Here is a 19,037-nt window from a genome sequence, read left to right on the forward strand (position 1 = left end):
CCTCGCGACGGCCCGGTACCAGTGGTTAGAGCCTGCCGATCCTGGTACTGGCAGCACCTGTCACGCCCTTCCGGGCTGCGGCACCATGGCGGGTATGACCGTCGTGGACACCCCCGGCACCGTCAAGCCCGCCCCTGCGAACAAGGCTCCGGCCGACCCGCCCCCGACCGACCCGCCCTCCGCCGGCCCGGCCCCCGCCGGGCGGCGCGACCGCCGCCGCACCGAGCTGGCCGAGTACCTGCGCGCCCGCCGCGCCCGGGTCTCCCCCGAGGACGTCGGCCTGCCGCCCGGCCTGCGCCGCCGTACGCCGGGCCTGCGCCGCGAGGAGGTGGCCCAGCTCGCCGGGGTCGGGGTCACCTGGTACACCTGGCTCGAACAGGGGCGCCGGATCAACGCGAGCGCGCAGGTCCTCGCGGCGGTGGCCCGGGTGCTGCTGCTGGACGCCGCCGAGCGGGAGCACCTGTTCCGGCTGGCCGGGGTGGCGGAGCGCCGCCCGGCGGACCCGGATCCGGTGCCGGACCCGTCGACCCAGCTGATCCTGGACGCGCTGGTGCCGCTGCCGGCCGCCGTCTCCAACAGCCGCTACGACGTGCTGGCCTGGAACTCCAGCTACGCGGCGCTGTTCGCGGCCGGCCGGACGCGGACGACCGACGGCCGGTTCAACAGCCTCTGGTGCACGGTGACCAGCCCGGACTGCTGCAACCCCTTCCTGAACCGGGACGAGCAGCTGCCGCAGATGGTCGCGGTGCTGCGCGGCGCGTACGGCCGGCACGTCGGCGAGCCGGCCTGGGAGGAGTACGTGCGGTCGCTGCTGGAGGCGAGCGCGGAGTTCCGGGAGCTGTGGGCCCGCCAGGAGGTGTCCTCGCGGTCGACCTCGCTGAAGGTGTTCCGGCATCCGGGGGTGGGGGTGATGCGGCTGAACGCGACGTACCTGACGATCCCCGGGGTGCCGGAGGCGTACGTCGCCGTCTACACCCCGGACGGGCCGGAGGACCGCGCGCGGGTGGAGCGGCTGGCGGCGCTGCGGCCGGGCGGCTGGACCGCCCCGTGCGGCCACTCCCGCACCGGTCCCGTCTGCTGAGCCCGCAACGCGCGGCACCCGGGGAGCGCCGGGCACACCGGGCAGGCCGGGGGCAACGGGACCAGCGGGAACGCCGGAAGGCCGCCACCCACCGGGTGACGGCCTTCCTCGTCTGTGGAGCTACGGGGAATTGAACCCCGGACCTCTTGCATGCCATGCAAGCGCTCTACCAACTGAGCTACAGCCCCGCGACACACGTGGTCCCTCGGGACCCCGGGTGCGGAGTGGAGCTACGGGGAATTGAACCCCGGACCTCTTGCATGCCATGCAAGCGCTCTACCAACTGAGCTACAGCCCCTCGCTGACCGGATCTCCCGCTTCCCTTCCGGGCCGCGTTCCCTCCGTGCGAACGAGGAAGACTCTAACCGCAAAGGCCCGGAACTGCGAAATCCGCCCCCCGGTGCCCCCTCCGCACCCCCGCCGGTGACCTCAGGTGTCGTCGCCGATGACCGGCTGCGGCAGGGTGCCCGCGTTGTGCTCCAACAGCCGCCAGCCCCGCGCGCCCCGGCCCAGCACGGACCAGCAGCAGTTCGACAGCCCGCCGAAGCACTCCCACAGCTCCGGTTCCAGGCCGAGCATCCGCCCGAGCATGGTGCGGATGGTGCCGCCGTGGCTGACCACGACCAGCGTGCCGTTGTCGGGCAGCTTGCCGACCGCGTCGAGCACCACCGGCACGGCGCGGTCGGCGACCTCGGTCGCGAGTTCGCCGCCGCCGCGCCGCACCGGCTCGCCCTGCGTCCAGGCCGCGTACTCCTCGGGGTAGCGCTCGCGGATCTCCGCGTTGGTCAGCCCCTGCCAGGAGCCCGCGTAGGTCTCGCGCAGCCCCTCGTGGTGCTCGACGTCCAGGCCGGTGACCGCGGCCAGCTCGGCGGCGGTGCGCCGGGCCCGCTGGAGGTCCGAGGAGATCAGCAGGTCCGGGCGCAGCCCGGAGAGCAGCCGGGCGGCCCGCTGGGCCTGCAGCACGCCCTGCCCGGTCAGCTCGATGTCCGTGGTGCCCTGGAAGCGGGATTCGAGGTTCCAGGAGGTCTGGCCGTGCCGCCAGAAGACGATGCGCGGACCCCGCGCCCCCCGGCTCAGCTGTAGTCCTCGGCGCCGAAGTCGTCCGCCGGGGCCTGCTCGGCCAGGGCGACGGCGTTGCCGGCCGCGTCGGTGTGGGCGTCCGGGCGGTTGCGGGAGGCCAGGGCGTCCTCCGGCAGCGGCAGCTCGGGGCAGTCCTTCCAGAGGCGGTCCAGCGAGTAGAAGGAGCGCTCCTCGGAGTGCTGGACGTGCACGACGATGTCGAGGTAGTCGAGCAGGATCCAGCGGCCCTCGCGCTCGCCCTCCCGCCGCACCGGCTTGATGTCCAGCTTCTCGCGCAGCTGGTCCTCGATCTCCTCGGCGATCGAGCGGACCTGGCGGTCGTTGCTCGCGGAGGCGATCAGGAAGGCGTCGGTGATCGACAGCACCTCGCTGACGTCGAACGCGACGATGTTGTGGGCCAGCTTGTCGGCCGCCGCCTGGGCGGCGACGTTGATGAGTTCCTGGCTGTGCTCAGTGGCGGTCACGGTGTTCTTCCGGCTCGGCGGCTTGGGGGCGCCCCGGGCGCGGCGCGCCGGGGATCGCCTTCCAGGATCTCACGCCGCCCCGGTGGCCCCGGAACCGATTTCCGGGGCCACCGGGGCCCGCCGGGCGTCCGCGCCCGGGCTACGGGGCCTTGGGCGGCGCGTAGTCCTTGCCGAGGACGACGACCAGGTCGGCGTTCTGCGCCTCGGTGACCTTCTTCACGGCCGTCTCCGGCAGGTTGAGGCTGGTCGCCAGCGACTTCGCGGCGGCCTGCCGGGCGTCGTCGGTGTAGCGGATCTCACTGGCCGCCTGCGGTGCGCCCTTGGCGCCGCCGGGGACGAAGGTGAGGCCCGCGTTGACCACCTGGACCTGGGCCGCGGCGGCCGCCTGGTCGTTGCCGGTGGCGTCCTGGAGGGAGACCCGGACCGGTCCGTCGCCGCTGGTGGCGGCCTTGACGGTGCCGCCGAGGACGTCCTTGACCTGCTTGCCGGCGGTGGCCTCGTCCAGCGAGCCGTCCGGCTTGACGGTCAGCGCGGTGGTGCCGAACCGGCCGTCCTTGGAGAGCTGCGCCAGCTGGGCGAGCACTCCGGCGAGGGCGTCCTCGGGCAGCGAGGGGTCGAGCACCGCGTTCATCCGGTGCACGTCGTCCTTGGCGTCCTTGAACTCGACCGGCATGGTGCGCACCACGGCGTCCATCACCTGGCCGAACCGGGCGAGCTGGGCGTCGCGGTTCTCGCCCTCGTTCTGCAGGGTGGCGTAGGCGACCGCGGCCTTCCCGCCGAGCAGGGTGTTCTTGCCCGCGGCGGCCAGCACCTTGCCGTCCGGCTTGCCGCCCTCGTGGACCTCGGCGTTGGTGTCCACCCGGACGCCGCCGAGCTGGGCGACCAGCAGTTCCAGGTACGGGGTGTCGAGCCGCCAGGTGCCGGCGACCGGGGCGCCGAGCACGGTGGTCAGGCCGTCGCGGGTGCCGGAGGCGCCGAGGGTGTCCATGGCCTGGCCGACGGTGGTGACCGGCGGGTCGCCGGGGCCGGGCAGCCGCAGGGCGTCGGGCAGCAGCAGCACGGTGCCCTTGCGGCCGGAGGCGTCGTTGACCAGCAGCGCGCTGGAGACCTTGCCCTGCAAATCGCGCAGGTGGACGACGTTGACCTGGCGCGGTCCGGCGGCGGTGGCCGCGTTGTCCTTGTCGCCGCCGGTGAACCACAGGTAGCCGCCGGTGCCGGCCGCCGCGAGCGCGAGGACCACGGCGGCGCCGATCAGCCGGGTGCGCAGCTTGCGGCGGCGTTCGGCGCGCACCTCGCTGCGGGACTCGGCGAACTTGAGCCAGTCGATGACGTCCTCGGACTTCTCCGCCTCGTCGTCGACGAAGGTGAACTCGCCCGTGGGGTAACCGTCCTCGGCGGACCCGGCACCGGCCGCGGCGCCGCTCCTGGCCCGGGCCGGGCGGGAGCCGCCGACCTGCTCGGACGGCGCTTCGGGCCGCGCGGGGGCGGCCGGTTCGGCGGCGGCCGGGCGCGGCACCCGGGGGCGCGGCGGGACGGGCGCGGGCGCGACGGGCTCCGCCGCCGGCGGCGTCACTGGCTCGGCGACGGCCGGCATCGGCGCGGTCGTGTAGACCGACGGCTGCGGCTGCTGGTAGCCCTGCTGGTACTGGTCCTGCCCCTGCTGGTACTGGTCCTGGTAGCCGTAGCCGCCCTGCTGCTGGTACCCCTGCGGCACCTGCTGCCCGTAGCCCCCGGACTGCTCGTAGGAGGGCTGGTACCCCTGCTGCTGGTACGGGTCCTGGTAGCCGTACTGCCCCTGCCCGTAGGGCGGGGGCGCGGACTGCACCGGCTGCCCGTACTGGTCGTACTGCTCGTACCCGCCCGGCTGCTCGTACGGCCCGGGCTGCTGCTGCCCGTAGCCGCTCTGCTGCTGATACGGCGGGTACTGCTGGTACTGCCCGGCCGCCCAGTCGTCCGGCTGTCCGGGCTGCTGCCCCTGGGATCCCCTGCGCTCGCTCATCCGTCGGTCGGCCCCTCCGGGATCAGGTCCGGTGCGGCGCGTACAGCGCCCGTTTGTCGATGTAGCGGACCACGCCGTCCGGGACGAGGTACCAGACCGGCTCGCCCTTGGCGACCCGGTTGCGGCAGTCCGTGGAGGAGATGGCCAGCGCCGGGACCTCCACCAGGGAGACCCCGCCCACCGGAAGCCCGGCGTCCGACAGCGTGTGCCCCGGCCGGGTGCACCCGATGAAGTGCGCGAGCGAGAAGAGCTCGTCGGAGTCCCGCCAGGAGAGGATCTGGGCGAGCGCGTCCGCACCGGTGATGAAGAACAGGTCGGCGTCCGGGTGCAGCGCGTGCAGGTCGCGCAGGGTGTCGACGGTGTACGTCGGGCCCTCGCGGTCGATGTCGATGCGGCTGACCGAGAACTGCGGGTTCTCCGCGGTGGCGATGACCGTCATCAGGTAACGGTCCTCGGCCGGGCTGACCTCACGGTCGCTCTTCTGCCACGGCTGCCCGGTCGGGACGAAGATCACCTCGTCCAGGTGGAACGCGCTGGCGACCTCGCTGGCGGCGACCAGGTGCCCGTGGTGGATCGGGTCGAAGGTGCCGCCCATCACGCCGAGACGGCGCTTGTCCCGCGCCGGTGCTCCGGGATCCCCGGTCTGCTCTCCCATGGCGCCACACCTTACGCGACGCCCGTTGCGGTGCGGGAACGGCCGGGTGACGGGCGTCCCGGGGGCGGTGCCGCACCCCGGGCCACCGTCGGCCGGGTCAGCGGTCCCGGTTGAAGCGGGTGGTCACGAAGAGCAGCACCAGGAGGACGAACAGCGCGGCGCCACCCGTCAGGTACGGGTTGAGGCTGTCGTGGTTGCCCCCCTCGCCCTCGTTCGCGAGGAGGTTCAGGACGGGGAGTGCGGCGGCAGTGCTCATGGTCGGCGGGACCTTCTCGGCTCGGATGGCGGGCAGGGGTGTGGTGCGGACCGGTGAGGGCCCACCCGTCATCGTACGGGGGGTTACACGGCAACCGCTCGGCGGCCCACCGCGGCTGAAGCGCCGTGAGCCGGGGCCCGGCGGCGGCGGGCGGACGGGGCCCGGCGGGCCGCTGTCAGTTGTTGCGGCCGGCCCGCAGCAGGATCCAGGCCAGCAGGCCCACGCCGACGAACGACGCGACCACGATGATCCGCAGGAAGAGCCCGGGGCCGTTCTCCGAGGAGATCGGGGCGGCCAGGCTGGCAAGGGCGGCGGTGGACATCTGCGGGCTCCTCGGACTGCGCGGTGCCGCGGCCTGAGGTGGCCCGGCTCTCCCGGGCATTCAGGGTAAACCGCCCTCACACCCGCGCCGCCCACCGCCCCCGCGGGCGCCGTCCGCGCCGCCCCGGACGGCCGCCGCGCCACTTGGGACACACCGTCGGGGACGAGTGCGCAACCGCGGACGTTGTCCGGACAGTCGTTGCAGACGAAGACCAGCGGGGGCCGGCCGGGGACCGGGGCCACCGTCGACAGGGAGGCAGTCACACATGACCGACACGACCGCGAAGACCCCGAGCCGGCGCCGCCAGCGCTTCCCGGAGATCTCCACCCGGGCCTGGGAGCACCCGGCGGACCGCTCGGCGCTCGTCGCGCTGCGCAAGCTGACCGGCTTCGACGACGTGCTGAAGAAGCTCGCCGGCCTCGTCTCCGAGCGCTCGATCCGGCTGATGTTCCTGGCCACCGCCGTGAAGACCTCCGAGCGGCAGTTCCCCGAACTGCACGAGATGGTCCGCGACGCCGCCTACGTGCTCGACCTGGAGAAGGTGCCGGACCTCTACGTCACCCAGGACCCGACGGTCAACGCCTACTGCATCGGCATCGACACGCCGGTGATCGTGGTGACCAGCGGCCTGGTGGAGCTGCTGGACGAGGAGGAGCTCCGCTCGGTGATCGGCCACGAGGTCGGCCACGCGATGTCCGGGCACGCCGTCTACCGGACGATGCTGATGATCCTCACCAACATCGCCGCCCGGATAGCCTGGGTGCCGCTCGGCAACCTGGCGATCATGGCGATCGTCACCGCGCTCAAGGAGTGGTTCCGCAAGGCCGAGCTCTCCAGCGACCGGGCCGGCCTGCTGGCCGGGCAGGACCTCCAGGCCTCGATGCGGGCGCTGATGAAGCTGGCCGGCGGCCACAACCTCGCCGAGATGAACGTCGACGCCTTCCTGGAGCAGGCCGAGGAGTACGAGAAGGCCGGCGACCTGCGCGACGGCGTGCTCAAGCTGCTGCAGGTGCTGCCGCAGAGCCACCCGTTCGCGGTGGTCCGGGTCGCCCAGCTGAAGAAGTGGGCCGAGAGCGAGGAGTACCGCTCCATCCTGGCCGGCGCCTACCCGCGCCGCACCGACGACCCTGACACCTCGGTCGGCGAGCAGTGGCGGGCCGCCGCCGAGCACTACACGACCTCGGTGAAGGAGAGCAAGGACCCGCTGATGGGCCTCATCCGCGACGTGGCGGGCGGCGCGGCCTCGGTCGGCGGCAAGCTGCGCGACACCTTCACCGGGGCCGGGCGTGCCAACGGCAACGGCAACGGCAACGGCAAGGACGGCGGCTCGGGCGACAACGGCTGAGGCACCGCCCGCAGAAACGTTCCGACGGCCCGACGGCCTCCCGCCACCCGGCCGGGGGCCGTCGGGCCGTCGGGCCGCCGGCGGCCTCAGCTGCCCGCCAGCACCCCGCACACCTGCCAGGCCGGCCGCGCGTGGTTGCCCGGGTCCACCGTCTGCGGCACCGCCGGCGGCGCGGTGGCCTCCGTGCCCGCCAGCACCGGCTGCACCACCCCGGCCAACGAGCCGTCGCACGGCGCCGGCCCGGCCTGCAGCACCGAGTCCACCAGCCGCAGCTGCGCCGCCGCCAGGTCGACCCGGTCGAACTCGAAGGTCAGCTGCCGCCGCACGGTCTCCAGGGTCACCGGCGCCCCGCTCGGCGCCCCGGCCGCCTTCAGCGCGTAGACGAAGGTGTGGTCGGTGGTGATCCGCAGCGTGCCGCTGTCCGCCTCGTCGATCCGCATCGCGCCCGCCACCTTCACGGTGTCCGCGGCCAGCGCGACGTGCGCCGGGTCGAAGCGGACCAGCCAGCCGGTCAGCGCGTGGTGCCGGTCGTCGACCGGCTGGACCACGCTCGCGTCGAACTGGGCCTGCTCACCGGGGGTGACGAAGGCCCGCACCTCCGCGGTCGACCCCTGGACCAGCACCGCCGGCGACAGCGAGGAGGCCACCAGGTAGCGCTGCACGGTGTCGAGCGCCTTGGTCACCTCGACCCGGGAGAAGTGCCCGCTCGCCGCCCCGGCCGGCGTGCCCAGCCCGACCGCGCCGTCGCTGTAGCCCGGCGGCAGGCCGGCGAAGGGGTTGGCCGGGTCGGCGGCCGCGTGGACCGGCGAGGCCGGGGTCAGCGCCACCAGGCTCACGGTCAGCTGGCTGCCCTGGGGGCGGGCGGTGGGCCGCACCGGCGAACTGACGCCGAAGTACACGGCGGCCCCGAACGCCAGCAGGATCACCAGCAGCAGGGCGAGCGCCTGCCGGGGCACGGTGCCGAGCGGGCCCAGCCGGACCTTCGACCGGGTGGGCCGGCCGAACGCGCCGGACAGCCGCTCGCGGGCCGACAGCTCCTGGATCCGGGCAGCCCGGACGAACGATTCGTCGAAGACGACGGACCGGTACTCGTCCTCGTTTCCGGAACCACCCTCGGGCGCACCCTCCGGAGGCTCACGCGGGTCACCCATGACACCAGGGTAAGGCGCACCCTCGCCCCTCCACGAGGGGCCTGCGGCAGTTCACCGCGAACCCACCGTGACCGGTCACGGCCGCCTCCGGTCGCCCCGTCGCGCCGCCCCCGCCACCCCGCGGTTCAGCCCGTCGGCGCGGTGACCACGAGCGAGGGCTCGACCTGCGGCGGCGCCGGGTCGGCCCCGGGACTGCTGCTGCCGGACTCGGGCCGCCGGGGCGTACCGGCGGCCCCGCCCACGCCCTGGTAGATCGCCGCGACCGCCACCGCGACCAGGCTCACGCCCATGATCACGGCGAGCACCCAGGCCACCGGGCGGTGCCAGCGCTGCTGGGCGACGTACCGGCCGCGGCCCGCGCCGACCGGGTCGAAGCCCCCCGGGCGCCAGCGCCGCGGGCGCCGTCTCCCGGAGGCCCGGCCGGGGCCGGTCCACGGATCGGGGTAGAGGTGGTCGTCGTCGAGCCGGCTCGGGTACGGCCGCAGCTCCAGCGGCAGTCCGTCCCCGGCCGGGACGTCATAGGCCCAGCCCGGACCCGTCGTGTCCGGCTCGAACCGGGCCTCGGCGGCGGCGAGCTGCCGCTCCTTGGCCGTCGGCTCGTGCACGGCGGCGGACCGCACGAACGCCTCGTCGAAGACCACGGTGGCGAACTCGTCGTCCGCACCACCGTGGTCGGCACCGTCGGGGTACGGCAAGCCCCCCACATCGTCAGCCACGGATTCAGCGTATTACCGGGCGGGCGATTTGTCTGGGGCTCGGGGCAGTTGGTCCGTCACCCGTGTGACGGCCGGCCGGCGCCGGACGGCCCGGACGGGCTCAGCCGGCGGCCGCGGCGCCGCCCACGGTCGGCGTCGCCCCGCCCCGGACGTGGCCGTCACCAGTGACGATGTACTTGGTGCTGGTCAGCTCGGGCAGGCCCATCGGTCCGCGGGCGTGCAGCTTCTGGGTGGAGATGCCGATCTCGGCGCCGAAGCCGAACTCACCGCCGTCGGTGAACCGGGTCGAGGCGTTGACGGCCACCGTGGTGGAGTCGACGAGCTGGGTGAAGCGGCGGGCGGCGGCCTGCGAGGTGGTGACGATGGCCTCGGTGTGCCCGGAGGTCCAGCGGCGGATGTGCGCCACGGCGGCGTCCAGCGAGGGGACGACGGCGGCCGCGATGTCGTACGACAGGTACTCGGCCTCCCAGTCCTCGTCGGTGGCGGGCAGCACGGTCGCGGCCGAGCCCTCGGCGGCCTTGAGCACCGCGTCGTCGCCGTGCACGGTGACCCCGGCCTCGGCGAGCGCGGCGAGCGCGAGCGGCAGGAAGGCGTCGGCGACGTCCTGGTGGACGAGCAGGGTCTCGGCCGAGTTGCAGACGCTGACCCGCTGCGCCTTGGAGTTGAGCAGGATGCCGACGGCCATCGCGAGGTCGGTCTCGGCGTCGACGTAGACGTGGCAGTTGCCGGTGCCGGTCTCGATGACGGGCACGGTGGAGCCCTCGACGACGGTGCGGATCAGCGAGGCCCCGCCGCGCGGGATGAGCACGTCGACCAGGCCGCGGGCGCGCATCAGCTCCTGCACGGAGTCCCGGCTCTCGCCCGGGACGAGCTGGACCGCGTCGGCGGGCAGCCCGGCGGCGGCGACCGCGTCGCGCACCACGGCGACCAGCGCGGTGTTGGAGCGGTAGGCGGAGGCGGAGCCGCGCAGCAGCACGGCGTTGCCGGACTTCAGGCAGAGCGCGGCGGCGTCGACGGTGACGTTGGGGCGGGCCTCGTAGATGATGCCGACGACGCCGAGCGGCACGCGGACCTGCCGCACGTCCAGGCCGTTGGGCAGGGTGTAGCCGCGCACGACCTCGCCGACCGGGTCCGGCAGGCCGGCCACGGCGCGGACGTCGGCGGCGATGGCGGCGATCCGCTCCGCGGTGAGGGTGAGGCGGTCGATCACCGACTCGGCGGTGCCGGCCGCGCGGGCCCGCTCGACGTCCTCGGCGTTGGCGGCGGTGATCTCGGCGGCGCGGGCGACCAGCGCGTCGGCGACCGCCCGCAACGCGGCGTCCTTGGTGCCGCGCGGCAGCGGGGCGAGCGAGGCGGCCGCCTCCCGGGCTCGGCGCGCTACGGCGAGGACGGGGCTGTCGGCGGTGGCGAGGTCGCTGCTCATGCGCCCAGCGTAGTGGAGCGCTCCGGCCCTCCCCCGCCCCATTTCACCCGATGAGACACCCCTTCCGGCGCCGGCCTCGCTCGCCGTTCTCCCCCTCAGTAGCCTCAGTACGGGTGGACCCCGCCCAGTTGCGGGGGCGGGCCGGCGAAGCCCTCGGCGACGCGCTTGTGGTACGTCGCCCGGTCCACCACCTCCAGGCCGACGATCTCCCACGGCGGCAGCTTGGCCGTCACCTTGTGCTCGCCCCACAGCCGCAGCGCGATCGCCGCCGCGTCGTGCAGGTCGCGGGCCTGCTCCCAGTAGCGGATCTCGGCGTGGTCGGCGGCGTAGCGCGCGGTCAGGAAGAACGAGTGGTCGTGCGCCAGCCGTTCGAGGCCGGCCCGCAGCTCGGACAGCGGGGTGATCGAGCCGGCCACGCTGAGCACCACGTGCCAGAGCCGGGCCTGGTCGGGTCCGACGGGCGGTTCGGCGCCGGGGCGCCGCTCCGTGCGGAGCCGGTGCACCGTGCCGGGCCCCTGGGGCGGCGGACCGGCCGGCCCGGCGGCGCCGTCGTCCGCGCCGCCGTCGATGCTGGTCAGCCGCCGGCCCGCGGTCCCTCCGGTCAGCGCTGCCTCGCGCCTGCGTTCCACCGGCGGCCTCCTGTTCGGCGATGTCGTGTCGTCGTACCCGCCGGCCCCGGCCGGCGCGCGTACGACCGCGCCCCTCCTCGCCCGTGGCCGGGCGTGCTCCCCGTGCGGAGCCGCCCGCGCTTCCGGCGGTCCGGCGGCGGGTCAGCCGCGCAGGACGACCAGGTCGTCGCGGTGGACGACCTCCCGCTCGTAGGCGGCGCCGAACTCCTGGGCCAGGTCCCGGGTGGACCGGCCGAGCAGGCGGGGCAACTCCCTCGCATCAAAGTTGACCAGTCCGCGCGCCACGATGTGGCCGTTTTCGGCAAGAAGGTCCACCGGATCACCCGCGGCGAACTCGCCGTCGACCTTGGTGACCCCGGCGGGCAGCAGCGAGGCGCCGCCGGAGACGACGGCGTCGACGGCGCCGGCGTCCAGGTGCAGGGCGCCGCGCGGGCTGCTGGCGTGGGCGAGCCAGAGCATCCGGTCGGAGGAGCGGCTGCCGGTGCGCAGGAACAGGGTGCCGGTGGGGCGTCCGGCCAGCGCGTCGGCGGCGTGGCTGGCGGCGGTGAGCACGACGGGGATGCCCGCGCCGGTGGCGATCCGGGCGGCCTCGACCTTGGTGACCATGCCGCCGGTGCCGACCCCGGCCTTGCCGGCGCTGCCGATCTCGATGCCGTCGAGGTCGTGCGGTCCGGCGACCTGGCCGATCCGGCTGGTGCCGGGGCGGGACGGGTCGCCGTCGTAGAGGCCGTCGACGTCGGAGAGCAGGACGAGCAGGTCGGCGCGGACCAGGTGGGCGACGAGGGCGGCCAGCCGGTCGTTGTCGCCGAACTTGATTTCGGCGGTGGCGACGGTGTCGTTCTCGTTGACGACCGGCATCGCGCCCATCGCCAGCAGCTGGTCGAGGGTGCGGTAGGCGTTGCGGTAGTGGGCGCGGCGGCTGGCGTCCTCGGCGGTGAGCAGGACCTGGCCGACGCGCAGGCCGTAGCGGGCGAAGGAGGCGGTGTAACGGGCGATCAGCAGGCCCTGGCCGACGCTCGCGGCGGCCTGCTGGCGGGCGAGGTCCTTGGGCCGCTTCTCCAGGCCGAGCGGGGAGAGGCCGGCGGCGATGGCGCCGGAGGAGACGAGCACGATCTCGGGGGCGTCGGGGCGGGTGCGGACCTTGGCGAGGGCGTCGACGAGCGCGTCGACCCGGTCGGCGTCGATGCCGCCGGCGGCCGTGGTCAGGGAGGAGGAGCCGACCTTGACGACGATGCGCCGCGCGGTCAGCACCTCCGCCCGCAGTTCGTCCTCGCTCATCTCGGGTTCGCCCTTCCGGTGTGGTGCGCTGGCGGCGGGCGCGGGCCCGGCCTGTCCCCCGCAATCTACGCGATCGGCGCCGGCGGACGGCATCGCGTTCCGCCCGCCGGACCGCGCCCGGCCCGGCCGCCGGACGGCCGGCGGCGCGTCAACGCGGAGGCCCCCGCCGCCCGTTGGCACGGGTGGCGGGGGCCTGTCGGTGTCCCGGGGCGGGCCGGCTCAGTAGTCCTCGTCGTCGCCCTCGATAGCGGCCTGGCGGCCGCTGGAGAGCGCCTCGAAGGCGAGGTACTCGGCCTCGGCGGCGTCCTTGCCCTTCTGCTTCTCGCGGCGGCGGTCGACCGCCGGGCGCTGGGTCTCGAAGCGGTGGTCCTCACCGCGGCGGCCGAGCATCTCGGCGCCGGCGGCCATGGTCGGCTCCCAGTCGAAGACGACGGCGTTCTCGTCGGGGCCGATGATGACGGTGTCACCCTCGTGCGCGCCGATCTTCCACAGCTCCTGCTCGACGCCGAGGCGGGCCAGCCGGTCGGCGAGGTAGCCGACGGCCTCGTCGTTCGAGAAGTCGGTCTGCCGCACCCAGCGCTCGGGCTTGCCGCCGCGGATGCGGTAGGCGCCGTCCTCCTCCGTGATGGTGAAGCCGGCGTCGTCCACGGCGGCCGGGCGCAGCACGATCCGGGTGGACTCCTCGACCGGCTTGGCGGCGCGCGCCTCGGCGACGATCTGCGCCATGGCGAAGCTCAGTTCGCGCAGGCCCTTGCGGGAGGCGGCGGACACCTCGAAGACGCGGTAGCCGCGCTCCTCCAGGGAGGCGCGGGTGAGGTCGGCGATGTCCTGGCCGTCCGGCACGTCGACCTTGTTGAGGGCGACCAGCCGCGGCCGGTCGTCGAGGCCGCCGTACTGGGCGAGTTCGGCCTCGATGGTCTCCAGGTCGCTCAGCGGGTCGCGGCCGGGCTCCAGGGTCGCGCAGTCCAGGACGTGCACGAGGACGGAGCAGCGCTCCACGTGCCGCAGGAACTCCAGGCCGAGGCCCTTGCCCTGGCTGGCGCCGGGGATCAGGCCGGGGACGTCGGCGATGGTGTAGACGGTGTCGCCGGCGGTGACCACGCCGAGGTTGGGGATCAGGGTGGTGAACGGGTAGTCGGCGATCTTCGGCTTGGCGGCGGAGAGCACGGAGATCAGCGAGGACTTGCCGGCGCTCGGGTAGCCGACGAGGGCGACGTCGGCGACGGACTTGAGCTCCATCACGATGTCGCGGGCGTCGCCGGGCTCGCCGAGCAGCGCGAAGCCGGGGGCCTTGCGGCGGGCGGAGGCGAGCGCGGCATTGCCGAGGCCGCCGCGGCCGCCCTGGGCGGCGACGAAGCTGGTGCCGTGGCCGACGAGGTCGGCCAGCACATTGCCCTGCTTGTCCAGGACGACGGTGCCGTCCGGCACGGCGAGGACGAGGTCCTGGCCGTCGGCGCCGGTGCGGTGGCCGCCCGCGCCGGGCTTGCCGTTGGTGGCCTTGCGCTTGGGCGAGTGGTGGTATTCGAGCAGGGTGGTGACCTGCGCGTCGACGGTGAGGATGACGCTGCCGCCCTCGCCGCCGTTGCCGCCGTCCGGGCCGCCGAGCGGCTTGAACTTCTCGCGGTGCACGGAGGCGCAGCCGTGGCCCCCGCTGCCCGCGGCGACGTGGAGTTCGACGCGGTCCACGAAGGTGGTCATGGGTGTGCCTCCGATGTGAAAGAAGATGGTTCTGCCTGCGGTAAAGCGCGAAGGGTGGACCGGAACATTCCGGCCCACCCTTCAGTGTGAGTCAGGTGTGACTCAGGCCTCGACGGCCACGACGTTGACGACCTTGCGGCCGCGGCGGGTGCCGAACTGCACGGCACCGGCGGTCAGCGCGAACAGGGTGTCGTCGCCACCGCGGCCGACACCGGCACCCGGGTGGAAGTGGGTGCCGCGCTGGCGGACGAGGATCTCGCCGGCGGAGACGACCTGGCCGCCGAAGCGCTTCACGCCGAGGCGCTGGGCGTTCGAGTCACGGCCGTTGCGGGTAGAGCTTGCGCCCTTCTTGTGTGCCATCTGGCTATCCCCTTACTTGACCGAGTCGATGCTGGTGATGCGCACCGCGGTGTGCTGCTGGCGGTGACCCTGGCGACGGCGGTAGCCCGTCTTGTTCTTGTAGCGCAGGATGACGATCTTGTCACCCTTGGTCTGGTCGACGACCTCGGCGTGGGCCTTGACGCCGGCCAGCACCCACGGGTCGGAGGTGACGGCCTCGCCGTCGACCACCAGGATGGTGGAGAGCTCCACCGAGTCACCCGGCTTGGCCTCGATACGGTCGATCTCCAGCACGTCGCCGACGGCGACCTTGTGCTGGCGGCCGCCTGCGCGAACGATCGCGTACATGCGGTACCTACTTTCCCAACTCGGTCGGAGCTCCTGATGCCAGCCACCTGGGTACGGACACAGGGGACCTCTCCCGTGGGCCTCTCGCGAGGACCGGGAGGTGATGTGCTCGGGAGCATGGCGTAGACACGCCAGTGGTCAAGAATACGGACCGGCCGCCGCGGGGGCAAACCGGCCCGTACGGGCCCGGGGCGGAGGGTGTCCGCCCCGGGCCGGGCACTACTCGGCCGCCGTATCACCCTCGGCGGCCGCCGCCTTCTTGGCCGCCGCGCTCGTCCGCTTGGTGGCGGTCTTGCGGGCGGTGGTCTTCTTCGCCGCCGCCGTCGTCTTCTTGGCGGCGGTGGTCTTCTTCGCGGCGGTCTTGCGGGCCGCCCGCTTCTTCGGCGCCGGCGCCTCCTCGGCGGGCTCCTCCGTGGTGGCGGGCTCCTCCGTGGCGACGGGCTCCTCGGCGGCCGGCGCGGTGACGGCCGGCTCCTCGGCGGGGGCCTCGGCCACCGGCTCGGTGACCGTCTCGCCCGCGGCCTCGACGGCGGCCGGCGCGGCCGCCTCCTCGGTCACGGCCGCGACCTGCGCCTCGGCCGGCTGCTCCCCGGCCGGGGCCTCGGCGGCCGGGCTGACGGCCGCGAGGGCCGACTGCAGCGCCGCCTCGGCCTTGGCCTGCAGCACCACGATCTCCGCCTCGCCCGGCGCACCGGCCGGGGCGGTGGCCTTGCGCACCGCCCGGCGGCGGGGCCGCCCGGCGGGAGCAGCGGCCGGAGCGGCCGGGGCCTCGACGACCGGGGCCGCGGCCTCGGCCGGCTCGGCGGCGGCCTCGGCCGGCGCCTCCTCGACGCCCGGCACCTCGATCGCCAGCTGGCCCTCGATCTCCTCGCGGACCGGCGCCTCGACGGCGGCCTCGACGGCCTCCTCCGGCTCGGCCGCCTCGGCGGGCACGACCGCCTCGACGGCCTGCGGCTCCTCGTGCGCCGCACCGCCCTTGCCCCGGCGACGGCGCTTGCCGCCGCCCGGGCCCGCCTCGACGGCGGCCGCGCCGCCACCGGCGTGCACGTGGGCGCTCGGCTGCTCCATGTGGACGATCACACCGCGGCCGTTGCAGTGCACGCAGGGCTCGGAGAAGGACTCCAGCAGCCCCTGGCCGACCCGCTTGCGGGTCATCTGCACCAGGCCCAGCGAGGTGACCTCGGCCACCTGGTGCTTGGTCCGGTCCCGGCCCAGGCACTCCAGCAGCCGGCGCAGCACCAGGTCGCGGTTGGACTCCAGGACCATGTCGATGAAGTCGATCACGATGATGCCGCCGAGGTCGCGCAGCCGCAGCTGGCGCACGATCTCCTCGGCCGCCTCGATGTTGTTCCGGGTGACCGTCTCCTCCAGGTTGCCGCCCTGGCCGACGAACTTCCCGGTGTTGACGTCGATGACGACCATCGCCTCGGTGCGGTCGATCACCAGCGAACCGCCGCTGGGCAGCCAGACCTTGCGGTCCAGCGCCTTCATCAGCTGCTCGTCGATCCGGTAGGTGGCGAACACGTCCACCTCGGAGGTCCAGCGCTGGAGCCGCCCGGCGAGGTCCGGGGCCACGTTGGCGACGTAGTCGTGGATGGTGTTCCACGCCTCGTTGCCGGAGACGATGACCTTGGTGAAGTCCTCGTTGAAGATGTCGCGCACGACCCGGACCGTCATGTCCGGCTCGCCGTACAGCAGCGCGGGGGCGTTGCCGGTCGCGGCCTTCTTCTGGATGTCCTCCCACTGCTGCTGCAGCCGCTGGACGTCGCGGGTCAGCTCCTCCTCGGAGGCGCCCTCGGCGGCGGTGCGCACGATGACGCCCGCGTCGTCCGGGACGATCTTCTTGAGGATCTGCTTCAGCCGGGCGCGCTCGTTCTCCGGCAGCTTGCGGGAGATGCCGGTCATCGAGCCCTCGGGCACGTAGACCAGGTAGCGGCCGGGCAGCGAGATCTGGCTGGTCAGGCGGGCGCCCTTGTGGCCGATCGGGTCCTTGGAGACCTGCACCAGCACGGACTGGCCGGACTTCAGCACCGACTCGATCCGGCGCGGGCCGCCGTGGCCGCCGAGCGCACCGAAGTTGACCTCACCGGCGTACAGCACCGCGTTGCGGCCCTTGCCGATGTCGACGAAGGCGGCCTCCATGGACGGCAGCACGTTCTGGACCTTGCCCAGGTAGACGTTGCCGACGTACGAGGTGGCCTGCTCCTTGTTGACGTAGTGCTCGACGAGCACGCCGTCCTCCAGGACGCCGATCTGGGTGCGCTGGCCGTTCTGGCGCACCACCATGACGCGCTCGACCGACTCGCGGCGGGCCAGGAACTCGGCCTCGGTGATGATCGGCACCCGGCGGCGGCCCAGCTCGCGGCCCTCGCGGCGGCGCTGCTTCTTGGCCTCCAGGCGGGTGGAGCCCTTGATGGACTGCACCTCGTCCGGGTCGAAGGACGGCTCGGTGGAGCGGCGGCGCGGCTCGCGCACCTTCACCACCGTGCGGACGCCGTCCTCGGTGGTCTCGGCGGTCTCGACGGCGCCGGCCTCACCGCTGCGACGGCGGCGGCGACGGCGGCGGCGCGAGGAGGACAGGCCGGCGGCCAGGTCGTCGTCCTCGTCCTCGTCCTCGCCGACCGGCTCCTCGGCGGCGGGCTGCTCGGTCTCGGCCGTCTCGGCCTCGGCCTCCTCGGCCTCGCCGCGACGGCGGCGCCGGCCGCCGCGGCGGCGGCGGCGCGACGGGCGGCCGTCCTCCCACTCGTCCTCGGCCTCGGGGCCGGTGACGGGGGCCTCGACGACGGCGGGCGCCTCGGCGGGCGGCTCCTCCACGACGGGCTTGGCCGCGACGGACTTGGCGGCCGCGGACTTGGCGGCCGCAGGCTTCTCGGCGGCGGGCTTCTGGGCGGCGGGCTTCTGGCGGGCCGGGGTCTGCACCCGCACCGAGGTGCGGACGCGGCGGCGGCGGCCGACGCCGCTGTACTCGAACTCGTCCTCCTCCTCGCGCTCGGCGGGCGCGGCGGGCGCCTCGACGGCGGCCTGCTGCGGGGCCGCCGTCGAGGCGGCGGGCGCGGCGGGCGCGGCGGGGGCGACGTAGGGGGCGGGCTCCTGGAAGACCGGCGCCTGGAAGATCGCGGTGGACGGGCGCACCGCGCGGCGGCGCACCCGGTGGGGCGGCTCGGCGGCGGGCGCCGGGGCGGCCGGGGTCTCCTCGGCCTCGGGCTCCTCGGCGACCGGCTCCTCGGCCGCCGGCTCCTCGGCGACCGGCTCCTCGACGGCGGGCGCGGCCTCGACCACCGGGGCGGCCTCGACGACCCGGCGGCGGCGGGTGCGGCGCGCCGGGGCGGCCGGGGCCTCCTCGGCGGGCGCCTCGACGGCCACCGGCTCAGCGGCGGGCTCGGGCGCGACGGCCGGCTCGGGCGCGACGGCGGGCTCGGCGACGGCCTGCACCGGCTCCTCGGCCGGCGCGACCTCGGCCTTCTTGCGGGTCCGGCGGGCCCGCACGGGCTTCTCCGGCGCCTCGGCCGTCTCCGGCGCCTCGGCCTTCGCGGCCTTCTCGCTCTTCGCGGCCTTCTTCGGCGCGGCCGCCGGCTCCCCGGCCTCCGGCCCGGTGACCACGATGGCGGTGGCCTCGGGCGCACCGGCGGGCGCCTCGGCGCGCTTGCGGGTGCGGCGGGCGCGCACCGGCTTCTCCGCGGCCGGCTCGGCGGCGGCGGGCTCGGGCTCGGCGGCCGGCTCGGGCGCGGCGGCGGTCTGCGCCGGCTCCTCGGCCGCGACGACCGTCTCGGCGCTCTCGGCGGCCGCGCCCTGCGGCGCTCCCGCGGGGCGGGACACCGCCCGGCGGCGCCGGCGCGGCGGCGCGGCGGACGCGCTGTCGCCGCCGGTCGCGGCGGTGTCGTTCGGTTCCGTGGCCGCAGACTGCTGCGGATCGGTGTTGTCGAGCATGCGGGTGGATCTCCCGTCAGGCCCCCGGGCTCCGCGTCCGGGCACGGCTCGGCACCGGTGGCCGGCCGGCATCGCGACGATGCTCGGGCCGGACCCTTTCACGGTGCCGCCGCGCGGACGCGAGGCCGCACAGGGGCTCGTAGTCTCGCTCGGCGCCCCGCGCTCGGCGGGGTGTCGAAAGTCTTCTGGTCTGACCAGTCTTCTGAGGTTTTCCCAAGCTGCGCCGTTCCCCAACCCCGGGTGGCTCCCGGACGGGGTCCTCGGGCCCACCGACCGTCGGGGTCGGCGGGCCGCAAGAGGCCGGCCTGTGCTTCGACGACGCTCGC

The 19,037-nt window shown here is 74.8% G+C and carries 17 protein-coding genes and 2 tRNA genes; 2 read left to right on the top strand and 17 right to left on the bottom strand.

Features of this window, described 5'->3' with window-relative positions; all coding sequences use genetic code 11:
- Window positions 1–94 precede the first annotated feature (94 nt).
- Entirely contained in the window at window positions 95–1,081 is a 987-nt protein-coding gene (locus ACF1AK_RS03575; protein ID WP_391497097.1) for a helix-turn-helix transcriptional regulator, read from the top strand.
- Between the two features lie 115 nt (window positions 1,082–1,196).
- Here ACF1AK_RS03575 and ACF1AK_RS03580 read toward each other — a convergent pair.
- From ACF1AK_RS03580 to ACF1AK_RS03615, 8 genes are all read right to left on the bottom strand, one after another.
- A tRNA-Ala gene (locus ACF1AK_RS03580) sits at window positions 1,197–1,269 on the bottom strand.
- A gap of 37 nt (window positions 1,270–1,306) precedes the next feature.
- Window positions 1,307–1,379: transfer RNA gene (locus tag ACF1AK_RS03585), tRNA-Ala, on the bottom strand.
- A gap of 131 nt (window positions 1,380–1,510) precedes the next feature.
- Window positions 1,511–2,158, bottom strand: coding sequence for a histidine phosphatase family protein (locus ACF1AK_RS03590; protein ID WP_391497349.1), 648 nt, complete (start codon window positions 2,156–2,158; stop codon window positions 1,511–1,513).
- Complete coding sequence (rsfS, locus tag ACF1AK_RS03595) at window positions 2,155–2,625, bottom strand: ribosome silencing factor (protein ID WP_391497098.1); 471 nt, start codon at window positions 2,623–2,625, stop codon at window positions 2,155–2,157. Before rsfS ends, ACF1AK_RS03590 begins: the two co-directional genes overlap by 4 nt.
- A 139-nt stretch (window positions 2,626–2,764) precedes the next feature.
- A complete protein-coding gene (locus ACF1AK_RS03600; RefSeq protein WP_391497099.1) occupies window positions 2,765–4,624 on the bottom strand; it encodes a LytR C-terminal domain-containing protein in 1,860 nt (619 codons plus the stop codon).
- Window positions 4,625–4,646: 22 nt separating this feature from the next.
- Window positions 4,647–5,279, bottom strand: a complete 633-nt coding sequence (gene nadD / locus ACF1AK_RS03605; RefSeq protein WP_391497100.1) for a nicotinate-nucleotide adenylyltransferase — start codon at window positions 5,277–5,279, stop codon at window positions 4,647–4,649.
- 97 nt (window positions 5,280–5,376) lie between these two features.
- The gene (locus tag ACF1AK_RS03610) at window positions 5,377–5,535 is read right to left on the bottom strand and encodes a hypothetical protein (RefSeq protein ID WP_344342390.1); all 159 of its coding nucleotides are present in this window, start codon (window positions 5,533–5,535) and stop codon (window positions 5,377–5,379) included.
- Between the two features lie 175 nt (window positions 5,536–5,710).
- On the bottom strand, window positions 5,711–5,857 hold the full coding sequence (locus tag ACF1AK_RS03615; protein WP_391497101.1) for a hypothetical protein: 147 nt from the start codon (window positions 5,855–5,857) through the stop codon (window positions 5,711–5,713).
- Window positions 5,858–6,122: 265 nt separating this feature from the next.
- Here ACF1AK_RS03615 and ACF1AK_RS03620 point away from each other — a divergent pair, with 265 nt between their 5' ends.
- On the top strand, window positions 6,123–7,202 hold the full coding sequence (locus ACF1AK_RS03620; RefSeq protein WP_391497102.1) for a M48 family metallopeptidase: 1,080 nt from the start codon (window positions 6,123–6,125) through the stop codon (window positions 7,200–7,202).
- 86 nt (window positions 7,203–7,288) lie between these two features.
- Here ACF1AK_RS03620 and ACF1AK_RS03625 read toward each other — a convergent pair whose 3' ends face one another.
- The 9 genes from ACF1AK_RS03625 to ACF1AK_RS03665 all read right to left on the bottom strand — a co-directional run bounded on the left by ACF1AK_RS03625 (window position 7,289) and on the right by ACF1AK_RS03665 (window position 18,711).
- Window positions 7,289–8,353 carry a hypothetical protein gene (locus tag ACF1AK_RS03625; protein WP_391497103.1) on the bottom strand — a complete coding sequence of 355 codons (1,065 nt, stop codon included), beginning with the start codon at window positions 8,351–8,353 and terminating at the stop codon, window positions 7,289–7,291.
- A 125-nt stretch (window positions 8,354–8,478) separates the two neighbouring features.
- Window positions 8,479–9,069, bottom strand: a complete 591-nt coding sequence (locus tag ACF1AK_RS03630) for a hypothetical protein (protein ID WP_391497104.1) — start codon at window positions 9,067–9,069, stop codon at window positions 8,479–8,481.
- 100 nt (window positions 9,070–9,169) lie between these two features.
- On the bottom strand, window positions 9,170–10,492 hold the full coding sequence (locus tag ACF1AK_RS03635) for a glutamate-5-semialdehyde dehydrogenase (protein ID WP_391497105.1): 1,323 nt from the start codon (window positions 10,490–10,492) through the stop codon (window positions 9,170–9,172).
- Window positions 10,493–10,596: 104 nt separating this feature from the next.
- Window positions 10,597–11,121 (bottom strand): hypothetical protein, encoded by a 525-nt coding sequence (locus ACF1AK_RS03640; protein WP_391497106.1) that lies wholly within the window; start codon window positions 11,119–11,121, stop codon window positions 10,597–10,599.
- A 141-nt stretch (window positions 11,122–11,262) separates the two neighbouring features.
- Window positions 11,263–12,399, bottom strand: a complete 1,137-nt coding sequence (gene proB / locus ACF1AK_RS03645) for a glutamate 5-kinase (RefSeq protein WP_391497107.1) — start codon at window positions 12,397–12,399, stop codon at window positions 11,263–11,265.
- A 219-nt stretch (window positions 12,400–12,618) separates the two neighbouring features.
- On the bottom strand, window positions 12,619–14,097 hold the full coding sequence (obgE, locus tag ACF1AK_RS03650; RefSeq protein ID WP_391497108.1) for a GTPase ObgE: 1,479 nt from the start codon (window positions 14,095–14,097) through the stop codon (window positions 12,619–12,621).
- A gap of 102 nt (window positions 14,098–14,199) precedes the next feature.
- Window positions 14,200–14,457: a 50S ribosomal protein L27 gene (rpmA, locus tag ACF1AK_RS03655; protein WP_344342406.1), complete on the bottom strand. Its 258-nt coding sequence runs from the start codon at window positions 14,455–14,457 to the stop codon at window positions 14,200–14,202.
- 12 nt (window positions 14,458–14,469) lie between these two features.
- The gene (rplU, locus tag ACF1AK_RS03660) at window positions 14,470–14,784 is read right to left on the bottom strand and encodes a 50S ribosomal protein L21 (protein WP_030309710.1); all 315 of its coding nucleotides are present in this window, start codon (window positions 14,782–14,784) and stop codon (window positions 14,470–14,472) included.
- Window positions 14,785–15,003: 219 nt separating this feature from the next.
- Window positions 15,004–18,711, bottom strand: coding sequence for a ribonuclease E/G (locus ACF1AK_RS03665; protein ID WP_391497109.1), 3,708 nt, complete (start codon window positions 18,709–18,711; stop codon window positions 15,004–15,006).
- Between the last annotated feature and the right edge of the window lie 326 nt (window positions 18,712–19,037).

The sequence above is a fragment of the Kitasatospora sp. NPDC015120 genome, from assembly GCF_043080305.1.
Taxonomy (GTDB): Bacteria; Actinomycetota; Actinomycetes; order Streptomycetales; family Streptomycetaceae; genus Kitasatospora.

What these genes read in the sequence shown, in the direction of transcription:
- ACF1AK_RS03575 (WP_391497097.1), top strand. Translation starts at nt 95, where the DNA reads ATGACCGTCGTGGACACCCCCGGCACCGTCAAGCCCGCCCCTGCGAAC.
- ACF1AK_RS03600 (WP_391497099.1), bottom strand. Translation starts at nt 4,624, where the DNA reads ATGAGCGAGCGCAGGGGATCCCAGGGGCAGCAGCCCGGACAGCCGGAC.
- nadD (WP_391497100.1), bottom strand. Translation starts at nt 5,279, where the DNA reads ATGGGAGAGCAGACCGGGGATCCCGGAGCACCGGCGCGGGACAAGCGC.
- ACF1AK_RS03610 (WP_344342390.1), bottom strand. Translation starts at nt 5,535, where the DNA reads ATGAGCACTGCCGCCGCACTCCCCGTCCTGAACCTCCTCGCGAACGAG.
- ACF1AK_RS03615 (WP_391497101.1), bottom strand. Translation starts at nt 5,857, where the DNA reads ATGTCCACCGCCGCCCTTGCCAGCCTGGCCGCCCCGATCTCCTCGGAG.
- ACF1AK_RS03620 (WP_391497102.1), top strand. Translation starts at nt 6,123, where the DNA reads ATGACCGACACGACCGCGAAGACCCCGAGCCGGCGCCGCCAGCGCTTC.
- ACF1AK_RS03625 (WP_391497103.1), bottom strand. Translation starts at nt 8,353, where the DNA reads ATGGGTGACCCGCGTGAGCCTCCGGAGGGTGCGCCCGAGGGTGGTTCC.
- ACF1AK_RS03635 (WP_391497105.1), bottom strand. Translation starts at nt 10,492, where the DNA reads ATGAGCAGCGACCTCGCCACCGCCGACAGCCCCGTCCTCGCCGTAGCG.
- proB (WP_391497107.1), bottom strand. Translation starts at nt 12,399, where the DNA reads ATGAGCGAGGACGAACTGCGGGCGGAGGTGCTGACCGCGCGGCGCATC.
- obgE (WP_391497108.1), bottom strand. Translation starts at nt 14,097, where the DNA reads ATGACCACCTTCGTGGACCGCGTCGAACTCCACGTCGCCGCGGGCAGC.
- rpmA (WP_344342406.1), bottom strand. Translation starts at nt 14,457, where the DNA reads ATGGCACACAAGAAGGGCGCAAGCTCTACCCGCAACGGCCGTGACTCG.
- rplU (WP_030309710.1), bottom strand. Translation starts at nt 14,784, where the DNA reads ATGTACGCGATCGTTCGCGCAGGCGGCCGCCAGCACAAGGTCGCCGTC.
- ACF1AK_RS03665 (WP_391497109.1), bottom strand. Translation starts at nt 18,711, where the DNA reads ATGCTCGACAACACCGATCCGCAGCAGTCTGCGGCCACGGAACCGAAC.